This is a genomic window from Pseudomonas sp., assembly GCF_002796985.1.
Classification (GTDB): Bacteria; Pseudomonadota; Gammaproteobacteria; order Pseudomonadales; family Pseudomonadaceae; genus Pseudomonas.
This window is the reverse complement of sequence record NZ_PEKX01000007.1, coordinates 24,514-36,351: the sequence shown is the minus strand read 5'-3', so window position 1 is coordinate 36,351 and position 11,838 is coordinate 24,514. Positions and strand designations below refer to the sequence as shown.

The following is an 11,838-nucleotide window of genomic DNA, read 5'->3' as shown; positions in this document are numbered from 1 at the left end:
TCGAGTCCCTTTTCGGGAGAGCACATCATGAAAATCAGCGTATTCGGAATCGGTTATGTGGGCCTGGTGCAGGCCGCGGTGATGGCCGAAGTGGGTCACGACGTCCTGTGCATGGACATCGACGAGGACAAGATCGCCAAGCTCAAGCGCGGGCAGATCAGCATCTTCGAACCGGGCCTGGCCGAGCTGGTGAAAGACAACCTGGAAGCCGGCCGCCTGCGCTTTACCAGCGACGTCGTGGAAGCCGCCGCCCATGGTCGCGTGCAGTTCATCGCCGTCGGCACCCCGCCGCTGCCCGATGGCTCTGCCGACCTGCGCGCCGTGCTGGCGGTGGCCGAAGGCATCGCCCGCAACCGCACCCAGCCGGTGATCATCGTCGAGAAGTCCACCGTGCCGGTGGGCACTGGCGACCGTGTCAAAGCCAGGATCCAGGCGGTGCTCGCCGAAGCCGGCCGCAGCCTGGACTACGAGATTGTCTCCAACCCCGAATTCCTCAAGGAAGGCTCGGCCCTGGCCGATTGCCGCAAGCCCGACCGTATCGTTATCGGCTGCGAAAGCCCCGTCGTGCTGGACGTGATGCGCGAGATCTACGAGCCGTTCAACCGCAACCACGACCGTATCCTCAGCATGAACCTGCGCAGCGCGGAGCTGACCAAGTACGCCGCCAACTGCATGCTCGCGACCAAAATCAGCTTCATCAACCAGATCGCCGAGCTCGCCGAGCACCTGGGCGCCGACATCGAGGCAGTGCGCCAGGGCATGGGCGCTGACCCGCGCATCGGCTACCACTTCATCTACCCCGGCTGTGGCTACGGCGGCTCGTGCTTCCCCAAGGACGTCCAGGCGCTGATACAGAGCGCCGAGGAAGCCCACTGCTCCAGCGACCTGCTGCGCGCCGTGGAAGCGGTGAACCAGCGGCAGAAGAGCAAGCTGTTCGAGCGCATCCGCAGCTACTACGGCGGCAAGCTCAAGGGCCGCACCTTCGCGCTCTGGGGCCTGTCGTTCAAGCCCAACACCGACGACATGCGCGACGCACCCAGCCGCACCCTGATGGAAGCCCTGTGGGCTGCCGGCGCCAAGGTCCGCGCCTTCGACCCCGAAGCGATGCCCGAAGCGCAGCGCCTGTACGGCCATGATGAGCGCCTGACCCTGATGGGGACTCCGGAGGCCACCCTGGGCGGCGCCGACGCCCTGGTGATCTGCACCGAATGGCGGCAGTTCAAGGCGCCGGACTTCGAACTGGTGGCCAGCCGCCTGAAAACGCCGGTGATCTTCGACGGCCGCAACCTGTTCGACCCCGAGCGCGTGGCGCGCTACGGCTTCGAGTATTTCCCCATGGGCCGTGGCGACTCGCACCGCCTGCCAGTGCCGGCACAGGTCGTCGAACAGCGCCCCCGCCGCAGCGCCTGACGCCAGCCTTAATCTGTAAAGCCACGGCTCGCGAACATCGCCACACAGAACTGTAGGGCGCATAACCCGGAGCGGGTTATCCGCCGCATCGGCGCTGAAGAAATGTGTAGGAGCGGACTCCGTCCGCGATAGGTCCGCATCACGCCGGAATCCAATCGCGGACGGAGTCCGCTCCTACGCCAAGGCCCGCTCCGTTATACCTGCCCCATCACCATCATCGGCGCCGCCTCGCCGCGCTTGAGCAGCGCATAGAGCACCCCGGTCACCACGCTGCCGATGGCAATCGCCAGCAGATACAGCAGCGCGTGGTTCATCGCGTTGGGGATCAGCAGCACGAACAGCCCGCCATGGGGCGCCAGCAGCTTGCAGCCGAACAACATCGACAGTGCGCCAGTCAGCGCGCCGCCCGCGATGCTCGCCGGGATCACCCGCAGCGGGTCTTTCGCGGCAAAGGGAATCGCGCCCTCGGAGATGAAGCACAGCCCCAGCACCAGCGCCGCCTTGCCGGCCTCGCGCTCGCTCTGGGCGAACTTGCGCCGCGCCAGCAGCGTGGCGATGCCCATGCCAATCGGCGGGACCATGCCACCAGCCATCACCGCCGCCATCGGCGCATAGCTCTGCGAAGCGAGTAGCCCGACGGAGAACGCGTAGGCGGCCTTGTTGATCGGCCCGCCCAGGTCAACACACATCATCCCGCCCAGCAGCAGCCCGAGCAGGACCGCGTTGGTGGTGCCCATGCCGGCGAGAAAATCGGTGAGCGAACGCATCATCGCCGCCACCGGCGAACCCACCACGTAGATCATCACCAACCCGGTGAACAGGCTGGCCAGCAGCGGAATGATCAGGATCGGCTTGAGCGCCGCGACGCTGGCCGGCAGCGGAAGCCACTGGGCAATCGCCCGCGCCGAATAGCCCGCGAGCAGGCCGGCGACTATGCCGCCGAGGAAGCCCGCGCCCAGCGTGCTGGCCAGCAGCCCGCCGATCATTCCTGGCGCCAGGCCCGGACGGTCGGCGATGGACCAGGCGATGTAGCCGGCGAGCATCGGCACCATCAGCTTGAACGCCGCGTCGCCGCCGATCTGCATCAGCGCTGCTGCCAAGGTGCCCTGCTGCTTGAACGCCTCGATGCCGAAGACGAAGGACAGCGCGATCATCAGGCCGCCGGCCACCACCATCGGCAGCATGAAGGACACGCCGGTGAGCAGGTGTTTGTAGACACCGCGTGCGTCGCTCTTCGCCGGAGCCGAACCGCTGCTGGCGGCCGGCGCCGACTCCACGGTCGCTTCCTTCAGTGCGCGCTCGATGATCGTCTGCGGCTGCTTCAGCGCCACGCCAGTGCCGCAACGGAAGATGCGCTTGCCGGCAAAACGCTCGGGGTTGACCTCGATGTCCGCCGCCAGCAGGACCACATCGGCGGCAGCGATTTCTTCCGCCGTCAGCGGGTTGCGCGCGCCAACCGAGCCCTGGGTTTCCACCCGCAACTCGACGCCCATCTGCCGCGCCGTCTGTTGCAGTGCCTCGGCCGCCATGAAGGTGTGCGCCACACCGGTCGGGCAGGCAGTGACCGCAACGACTTTCGCTGCGCGCTCCACTGCGACCGGCGCGCTCGACGGCTCGGCGGGCTGCCAGACCTGCGCCTCTTCCTGCGCTCGCTGCAGGAAGCTGGCGGGCTCGGCCAGCGCTTCAGCCGGCCTGGCCTGAACCAGACGCTTGCCGGCGAAGCGCGAAAGCTCCAGCGGCTGCGTACTGACCACCAGCACCCAGTCGGCCGCGGCGATCTGGCCTTCGCTCAACTGGCGCTCCGGATGCTGCGGGTCGCATTGTTCGACACACACCGACCAGCCCAGGCGCTCGGCCGCCGCCCGCAGCAGGCGAGCGCTGAGCACGCTGGAAATCTGGCCGTTGGGGCAGGCCGTGATCAGGGCAAGGTTCATCGTCATACCTCTTGTTGTTCTATCGCTCAGGCCTGGCTCGGGGCCAACGCCTGAACCTGCACCGCGTCCTCGATGCACTGCAGCCGCTGCACATCGCCGATGCCAAACTGGAACTGGGTGACCGCCAGCGCGGAGACCGCCGTGGCCTGACGCAACACGCGCTCGGCCGGCCAGCCGGCGAGCAGGCCGTGGACCATGGCGGCCAACAGGGAATCGCCGGCACCCACGGTGCTGGCCACTTCGACCTGGGGCGGAATCGCCTGCCAGATGCCCTGTGGACCGAACCAGCGCACGCCTTCGGCGCCCTGGGAAACCACTACTTGCTCGATGCCACGGGCCCGCAGCGATTCGACCTGCGCGGCCAGCTCCTCGGCGCTGTCGGCAAGCTGTCCACAGGCCTCGCCCAGTTCCTGGTCGTTGGGTTTGATCAACCAGGGAGCGGCTTCGATGCCGGCGCGCAAGGCCGCGCCGCTGCAATCGAAAGCGACCTTCAGGCCGTGGCGCTGCAAGCGCAGCAACAGCTCGCGCAACCACTGGGGATCGACACCCTGCGGCAGGCTGCCGGCGACCACAGCGATCGCGAAGTCGGCGGCGATCAGGTCGAGGCGATCCAGCAAGGCGTCCTGCTGGCTCTCGCTCACCTCCGGACCGGGCCCGTTGATATCGGTGATGCGACCCGTGCCTTCGGCAAGCTTGATGTTGCTGCGGGTCTCCCCCGGCACGCGGACGAAGGCATCGACGAAGCCACGGCGGCGGAACAGCGCCTCGAAAGGCTGCGCGTTGTCCGCACCGAGAAAGCCGGCGACCGTCAGCGAGTGGCCAAGGTCGGCCAGCACCTGGGCGACGTTCACGCCCTTGCCGGCCGCCTGGCTGAGCACCGACTCGCTGCGATTCACCTCGCCGGGCGCAAGCGTCGGCAGGCGCACGGTGAGGTCCAGCGCGGGGTTCAGGGTCAGAGTCAGGATGCGGGCCATCAGTGCACCTCCGGCAGCGCGAGGGCGACACTCTGGCGAACGTCCGCCGCCGAGCACAGGGTCAGAGCGGCCTGCGCCAGCTCGCGGGAAGTCGGCAGGTCCAGTTCGCGGACCCGCGCCTTCACCAGGGGAATGCTGCGCGCCGAGACACTCAACTCATCGACACCTAAGCCAACCAGCAGCGGCACCGCCAGCGGGTCGGCGGCCAGTTCGCCGCACACGCCCACCCACTTGCCGTGGGCATGGGCGGCGCGCACGGTCATGTCGATCAGTTGCAACACCGCCGGGTGCAGGCCGTCGGCCTGGGCGGAAAGGCTCGGATGGCCACGGTCGATGGCCAGCGCGTACTGGGTCAGGTCATTGGTGCCGACGCTGAAGAAATCCACCTCGCGCGCCAGCACCGGCGCCAGCAATGCCGCGGACGGTACCTCAACCATGATGCCGAGCTGCAGGTCGTGCTCGCCGCCCAGCTCCGCGCAGAGCTCGAGGGTGAGATCGCGAGCCTGCCGCCATTCCTCCACCTGCCCGACCATGGGGAACATGATGCGCAGCGGGCGGCCGCCAGCGGCGGTCAGCAGGGCGCGGAGTTGAGTGCGGAAAATCTGCGGACGCTGCAGCGTGAGGCGCACGCCACGGAGCCCCAGGTAGGGGTTCGCCTCTTCGGGAATCGGCCAGTAAGGCAGCGGCTTGTCGCCGCCCACATCAAGGGTGCGCGCCACCAGCGGGCGGCCGCCCAGGGCATCGAGCACACGGCGGTATTCGATCTCCTGGGTCGCCTGGTCCGGCGCCTGGGGGTTGTCCATGAAGACGAACTCGGTACGCAGCAGGCCCACGCCTTCCGCCCCCAGCTCCACGGCTTTCGCCGCCCCGGCGGTGTCGCCGAGGTTGGCGCAGACTTCCACGGCATGACCATCGCGAGTGACCGCCGGCTCATGGCGGCGCGCTTCTGCCTGCTCGGCACGCCGCTGGCGCAGGTCGCGCTGGGTTTCGGCGGCGTGCAGCGTTTGCGCGTCCGGCGCGATCGTCAGCTCGCCCTGCTCGCCATCCAGCAGCAAGACGGTGTCGGATTCCAGCGCCAGCACACTCTCCCCTGCGCCCACCAGCGCGGGGATGCCCAGCGCGCGAGCGATGATCGCGCTGTGCGAAGTGGCGCCACCACGCGCAATCACGATGCCGGCCACGCGCTCCGGGTCAAGCCGCGCCACGTCCGACGGGCCGACTTCATCCATCACCAGGATGTAGGGCTCGCTGGGTTCCACGGCACTCTCGACACCACACAGGCGCGCCAACACACGCCGACCGACGTCGCGCAGGTCCGCCGCACGCTCGGCCAGCAGCACGTCGCGCAGGGCCTCCTGCTCGCCGGCTACGCGCTCGATCACCTGGCTCCAGGCCGCTTCGGCGCTGGCGCCCTCGACCAGCCGCGCCTGCACCTCGTCCAGCAGTTCGGGGTCGTCCAGCAGGGCCTGGTGGGTGACGAAGATGTCGCGGATCGCCTTGACCTGGCTGCGCTCCACCAGGGTTTCGATCTCCTGGCTGATGGCCGTGCGCGCCTCGTCCAGGCGCTGGCGCTCGACCTCTGGCGACTCGCCGCGCGCGGCGAACTCGAAGGCGCGGGCGACCTGCACGTAGGCCGGCCCGTGGGCAATGCCCGGCGACGCGGGAATGGCCTGGAGCTGCACGCCCGCTTCGGGAGCTCGCACGGCCTGTAATTCCTGCTCGTCCAGTTGAATACTTTCGACGATCAGCTCGAGGGTTTCCGGCAGCGGTTCGACCTCTTCGCCCAGGCCCTGCTCCACTGCCGCGCGGACGGCCGCCAGCGCGGCTTCGGCGATCTCCGGTTCGGCGAAGAACTCCAGCATCTGCCCACGCCGAGCGCCGAGGCTGAGCAGCTTGCTCAGGCTGCGTATCGACACCGGCGCACCGTCGCCCTCGGCGATACGCACACGGATTTCCCCGCTGAACTCCCGCGCCAGCAGCATCAACACCTGCGCCGGGCGGGCATGCAGGCCATGGGGGTTGGCCAGTGGCACGCGCACACTGGGCCAATCCACCGGCAACTCGCCCCCCAAGGCTTCCAGCACTGCTCGCACAGACGTGGCACTGGCCAACTCGCCCGCGCGGCCATCCACCAGCAGATCGCCGAGGCGGCCCAACACGTCGGCATGCGCATCGCCCTGGCGGGCCAGGCAGAACAGGCCGCGCACCGGCTGGCCGGCGTGGTTCAGCTCGCGCGTGGGGGTTACGAAGACAAGACCGGGGCGCGTGACGCATTGCTCGCTGTCCTGCCACCACAGCCCCGCGCCCAGCGGCAGGGCTTCCTGGTCGTGCAGCGCGGCGGCGAAACCGGGAACCACGCAGCCGGTTTTCTTCAGACGGCGCGCGCCAGCCAGCGCCAGCTCGTCGAAGTCCTCGGCGGCGACGCCAAGGCCGACCAATTGCTCATCGAACAACAAGGGCTGGGGCGCTCCACCCCGCAAGAGTTGCAGCAGGTCCTCGGGCTTCTCCGCTGCACGCAGCGCCGCACCCACTTCGCCGTCACCCAGCGCACGGGTGAGCAGTTGCAGCAGGCGCAGGTGTTCGTCGGACTTGGCGGCGATGGCGATGGCCAGGTGCACAGTCTGCCCGTCGCCCCAGTGCACGCCCTCGGGGAAGTGCATCAGGCGGACGCCGGTGCGCTGTACCAGGTGGCGCGTTTCCGGAGTGCCGTGGGGAACGGCGATGCCCTGTCCTAGATAGGTGGAGCCTTGCGCCTCGCGAGCCTGCAGGCCGGCCAGGTAGCCTTCGGCAACCAGGCCGTCGTCTTCGAGGGCGGAGCCGAGCATGACCAGAGCGGCCTGCTTGTCGGCAGCGCGCTGGCCCATGCGGACCTGCTGCGCGTTGAATTCGAGCATCGCGTTCTCCTCACCGGCGTTCGCGCGCGCCAGCGCTGGGCGGTTATCCGCTTGTACGGTGATCAGCTTAGAGGTTGCGGCGCAGGAACAGGGTTCAGGCAATACTGCACGCGCAATGCTGAATCGTTTCACCTATTGAGACTGGCACGTTACTCGATAATGCGTGATCCTTGAAGCCCCCAATTGTCGGCAGCATCCCGCGTTGAAACTCAGTGATATCGCCCGCCTGGCCGGTGTTTCGGTCACCACCGCCAGCTATGTGATCAACGGCAAGGCCATTCAGCGACGCATCAGCGCCGCCACGGTGGAACGCGTGCGCGCAGTGATCGAGGAGCACGGCTACCAGCCGGACCAGCAAGCCGCCAGCCTGCGCCGCGGGCAGACGCGCACCCTGGGCTTTGTCCTGCCGGACCTGGAAAACCCCAGCTACGCCAAGCTCGCCAAGCTGCTCGAACAGGGTGCGAGGGCGCGCGGCTACCAGTTGCTGATCGCCTGCTCCGACGACGAGCCGGATACCGAGCGCCAGGTACTCAACCTGTTCCGCGCGCGCCGCTGCGACGCACTGATAGTTGCCAGTTGCCTGCCGGCCGGCGACGACAGTCACACGCGCCTGCAAGCAGACGGCGTACCGATCATCGCGGTGGATCGCCAGCTCGACCCGCAGCGCTTCTGTTCGGTGGTCAGCGACGACCGCGACGCCAGCCAGCGCCTCACCGCCAGCCTGCTGAAGCCGGCGCCGCGCAGCATCGCCCTGCTTGGCGCACGACCGGAGCTGATCATCTCCCAGGAGCGCGCCGCCGGGTTCCGCAGCGCCCTGCGCGACTTCAAGGGCCAGGTGCTGGTCGAGCACGGCGAGACCTTCAGTCGCCCTTGCGGCCGTCGGCTGATGGAAGAATTGCTCGCAGGCCAGGGCCAACTGCCCGATGCGCTGATCACCACTTCCTACGTGCTGCTCGAAGGCGTCTTCGACGTGCTCCAGGCACTGCCCCACGGCTGGCCGGCGGACCTGCGTATCGCCACCTTCGGCGATACCCAACTGCTCGACTTCGTACCGCTGAAGGTCAACGCGATTTCCCAGCAGCACGCGCTGATCGCCGAGCGCGCCCTGGACCTGGCGCTGGCCGCCATCGAACAGAACAGCTACACCCCCGGCGTGCACCCGATCCCGCGCACCCTCAAGCTGCGCACGGAGTGAACCGATGCGCCTGATCGATACCCACAACCACCTCGACTGCCCGGACTTCGCCCAAGACCGCGCGGCAGTGCTGCAACGCAGCCGCGAGCGGGGAGTGGAGCGACAGGTGCTGCTGGGGGTGTTCCGGGAAAACTGGGAAGACGTCTGGGCCTTGGTGGAAAGCGAACCGGACCTGTACGCCGCGCTGGGTCTGCACCCGATCTTTCTGGCGCGACATAAGGCAGAGCATCTCGTCGCCCTGCGCGAATGGCTGCAGCGACTCGCCGGGCACTCGAAGCTCTGCGCGGTGGGCGAGATCGGCCTGGACTACTACCTGGAAGACCTCGACCGCGACGGCCAGCAAGCCATCTTCGAGGAGCAACTGCGCATCGCCATCGACTTCGAGCTGCCGGTACTGCTGCATGTGCGCCGCGCCCACGCGGCGATGATCGCCACGCTCAAGCGCTACAAGCCCGAACGCCGGGGCATCATCCATGCCTTCGCCGGCAGCCGCGAGGAAGCCCGCGAATACCTCAAGCTGGGTTTCCGCCTGGGCCTGGGCGGCGCGCCGACCTGGCCGCAGGCCAACCGCCTGCGCAAGGTGGTGCCGGAGATTCCGCTGGAGTCCATCGTGCTGGAGACCGACTCGCCGGACATGGCGCCGGCCATGTATCCCGGCGTGCGCAACAGCCCGGAGCATCTGCCGGAGATCTGCGTGGCACTGGCCCAGTTGAAGGGCATCAGCCCGGAAGAGCTGGCCAGCGCCAGCACGCGCAATGCGATGGAGTTGTTCGGCTGGAGCTGAACTGCGGGTTTTCGCGTGGGCGGGCTCTGGCCCGCTCTTGATCGCGGATGAATCCGCTCCTACGGGAACACTCGCATCTCTTACGCTTTAGCTCTCGCTTTTGAGGTCGTCCAGAGAAACACCCGCACGCTCCGGAATGCCCCTTTCAGGAGGCCTCGTTGAATTGGAGTTTCAGGGGTTGAGCGACATGGATGTCGCGAGAGCCACGATGGGCCAGGGATGGCCCGTCGTGGCGTGCCCCTGAAACTTCGATTCAACGAGGGAATTTTTCGCCTAGGCGAAAAACCGGATGGAGGGGCAAGCCTTCTTGGTTACTTCTTCGGCGTTTGGAAGAAGTGACTCGCCGAGAGGCGAAACCAAATCCATCAGCGCACACCGAAGCGGCGCAGAAACACCCAACCCCGTGGTGCTCCCGCAAGATGGCAAGAGCCTTGAGTTCACCGACAAACCGATGCCCGTGAGATGGGGTGCATCCGTGCGACCCACGGACATCGGCCTGCTGGCGAAAACCTCGTTGCGAAGCGGACCGCCACGTCCGCTCCGGATCCATTGGATCAGACGCGGAACGCGCCGATCAGTCGTTTCAGCTCCACCACCTGCCCGGCCAGTTCGCGGCTGGCGCGCTCGGTCTCGCTGGCGCCTTCGGAGGTGCGTTCGCCGGCCTGGTTGATCTCGACGATGTTCTGGTCGATGTCATGGGCCACGGCGGTCTGCTGCTCGGCAGCAGCGGCGATCTGCTGGTTCTGGTCGACGATGGCGCCCACTGCCTGGAGGATGTTCTCCAGCGCCTGCTGCACCTGGGCCGACTGGCTGACGGTGCCATCGGCGGTCTGGTGGCTGCTGCCCATCGCCTTCACCGCTGCACCTACGCCATTCTGCAGACGAGCGATCATCTGCTCGATCTCTTCGGTGGACTGTTGGGTACGCTTGGCCAGCGTGCGCACCTCGTCGGCCACCACCGCGAAGCCCCTGCCCTGTTCTCCGGCGCGCGCGGCCTCGATGGCGGCATTGAGCGCCAGCAGGTTGGTCTGTTCGGCAACGCCCTTGATCACGTCCAGCACGCGGCTGATGGAGGCGCTGTCGGCAGCCAGTTGATTGATCACCGCCACCGACTCGTCGATCTCGCCGGCCAGGCGCTGGATGCTGCCCACCTGGGACTCCACCAGGGCTCGGCCGCTGGCGGTTTCCTGATTCACGTTGTGCGCGCTGCCGACCGCGACGGCGGCGCTGCGTGCGACTTCCTGAGCAGTTGCGGCCATCTGGTTCATCGCCGTGGCGACCTGCTCGATCTGGTTGCGCTGGCCGGCCACCGCCTGGTTGCTTTCCGCGGACACCGACTCCACGCGCACGGTCTGCCGCTCCACTTCGCTGACGGTGCGGCCGACCTGCTCGATCAGGTCATGAATCTTCGACACGGTCTGGTTGAAGGCATCGCCCAGTTCGCCCAGCTCATCGCGGCTCTGGGCCTGGAAGGTGACGGTCATGTCGCCAGCAGCGACGCGCTCCATCATCTGGCCCAGGTTCTTCAGGGTGGTGCGGGTGGAGACGTAGAAGCCGCCGTAGAGGTAGACGATGGAGACGAATACCACCAGCAGCGCCACGACCAGCAGCACCATCTGCCGCTGCTTGCTGGCCAGGCGTGCCTGCAGCTGGCCGTCGAAGAATTGCAGGACATGGTCATCCAGGCGATAGGTCTGATCCATCGCCTTGCTGACCTGCTCGTAGAAGTCGAGCCACGGGGTGTCGAGGGTGTCGGCCATCACCACCTTGTCCTCGAACAGCTTGCCCATGCTCTTGATGGTTTCACGGCTGGCCTGGGCGTCGGCGGACAGCGCACTCTGCGCCGCCGGGCTGGCACCCAGGGCTTCCTGCAGCTTGAGCCCGTATTCGGCGTGGAGCTTCTCCAGCTCCTGCAACAAGTCATCGAGCTTGCCGCTGGTGGACGAGTTGAGGAAGCCCTGGCCCAGCGCGCTGGCACCCATGGTGCGGCCCTGGCTGAGGGTTTCGGTAACCTGCGGGGTGCCGGAGGTGATCAGTTCGGCGAGTTGGCGCAGGTCACGGGCGTCGTCCTGGCTGAGGCCCGCCTGGGACACCAGCAGCTTGTTGAACACCTGCACCTGGCTAAGCAGGTGTGCGGCCATGGCCGATTTGCTCTGCAACGAACCCTCGGCATCGACGCCTTTCAAGCCGGCCAGCAATTCATCACGCTTGGCGTTGAATTCGGCGATCTGCTCGGTGTCCTGGGTGACCGGCTGCAAAGCGCCGATCTGCGCCTGCAGGTCCTTGTGCAACTGACCGATGCGCGAATCGAGGCCGGCGGTCTTGTTGGACTGGCCGAGAATCCCGTTGATCTGCAACAGGTCGTTGTAGGCTTCAAGGTGGCGGCGAACTTTCAGGCCGTCGCTGATCAGCGAAAGACTTTCCAGCTCGGCGCGGGTGCTGACGAACTGCCCATAGGAGTCGCGCACCAGATAGAAGTTGGTGATCAGCATCGGCAGCAAGAACAGCACACTGATCAGGCTGAACTTCATGCCGAAGCTCAGACGGTTCATCAGCGCGATGGCCGGATAGAGCACGGTCCTCACGTAAGACGTCTCCTGTTCCCGTTATTGTTATGTCGCTTGTCGGGGATGGTACGGCGCGCCCC

The 11,838-nt window shown here is 67.0% G+C and carries 7 protein-coding genes; 3 read left to right on the top strand and 4 right to left on the bottom strand.

The window, feature by feature from the left end; genetic code table 11:
- Positions 1 to 27 precede the first annotated feature (27 nt).
- The gene (locus CTR55_RS05710; protein WP_296284927.1) at positions 28 to 1,410 is read left to right on the top strand and encodes a UDP-glucose/GDP-mannose dehydrogenase family protein; all 1,383 of its coding nucleotides are present in this window, start codon (positions 28 to 30) and stop codon (positions 1,408 to 1,410) included.
- A gap of 194 nt (positions 1,411 to 1,604) precedes the next feature.
- On the opposite strand, the gene CTR55_RS05705 is transcribed toward CTR55_RS05710, so the two are convergent.
- The 3 genes from CTR55_RS05705 to ptsP are packed head-to-tail and all read right to left on the bottom strand — an operon-like array spanning position 1,605 to position 7,212.
- Positions 1,605 to 3,344, bottom strand: coding sequence for a PTS fructose-like transporter subunit IIB (locus CTR55_RS05705; protein ID WP_296284926.1), 1,740 nt, complete (start codon positions 3,342 to 3,344; stop codon positions 1,605 to 1,607).
- Positions 3,345 to 3,370: 26 nt separating this feature from the next.
- Positions 3,371 to 4,318 carry a 1-phosphofructokinase gene (gene pfkB, locus CTR55_RS05700; RefSeq protein ID WP_296284924.1) on the bottom strand — a complete coding sequence of 316 codons (948 nt, stop codon included), beginning with the start codon at positions 4,316 to 4,318 and terminating at the stop codon, positions 3,371 to 3,373.
- Positions 4,318 to 7,212 carry a phosphoenolpyruvate--protein phosphotransferase gene (gene ptsP / locus CTR55_RS05695; protein WP_296284922.1) on the bottom strand — a complete coding sequence of 965 codons (2,895 nt, stop codon included), beginning with the start codon at positions 7,210 to 7,212 and terminating at the stop codon, positions 4,318 to 4,320. Before ptsP ends, pfkB begins: the two co-directional genes overlap by 1 nt.
- 202 nt (positions 7,213 to 7,414) lie before the next feature.
- On the opposite strand from ptsP, the gene cra reads away from it, so the two are divergent.
- Both cra and CTR55_RS05685 read left to right on the top strand, forming a co-directional pair.
- A complete protein-coding gene (gene cra, locus CTR55_RS05690) occupies positions 7,415 to 8,407 on the top strand; it encodes a catabolite repressor/activator (protein WP_296284920.1) in 993 nt (330 codons plus the stop codon).
- A 4-nt stretch (positions 8,408 to 8,411) separates the two neighbouring features.
- Positions 8,412 to 9,191, top strand: coding sequence for a TatD family hydrolase (locus CTR55_RS05685; RefSeq protein ID WP_296284918.1), 780 nt, complete (start codon positions 8,412 to 8,414; stop codon positions 9,189 to 9,191).
- A gap of 554 nt (positions 9,192 to 9,745) precedes the next feature.
- On the opposite strand, the gene CTR55_RS05680 is transcribed toward CTR55_RS05685, so the two are convergent.
- A complete protein-coding gene (locus CTR55_RS05680) occupies positions 9,746 to 11,776 on the bottom strand; it encodes a methyl-accepting chemotaxis protein (protein WP_296284917.1) in 2,031 nt (676 codons plus the stop codon).
- Positions 11,777 to 11,838: the final 62 nt, after the last annotated feature.

What these genes read in the sequence shown, in the direction of transcription:
- CTR55_RS05710 (WP_296284927.1), top strand. Translation starts at nt 28, where the DNA reads ATGAAAATCAGCGTATTCGGAATCGGTTATGTGGGCCTGGTGCAGGCC.
- CTR55_RS05705 (WP_296284926.1), bottom strand. Translation starts at nt 3,344, where the DNA reads ATGAACCTTGCCCTGATCACGGCCTGCCCCAACGGCCAGATTTCCAGC.
- pfkB (WP_296284924.1), bottom strand. Translation starts at nt 4,318, where the DNA reads ATGGCCCGCATCCTGACTCTGACCCTGAACCCCGCGCTGGACCTCACC.
- ptsP (WP_296284922.1), bottom strand. Translation starts at nt 7,212, where the DNA reads ATGCTCGAATTCAACGCGCAGCAGGTCCGCATGGGCCAGCGCGCTGCC.
- CTR55_RS05685 (WP_296284918.1), top strand. Translation starts at nt 8,412, where the DNA reads ATGCGCCTGATCGATACCCACAACCACCTCGACTGCCCGGACTTCGCC.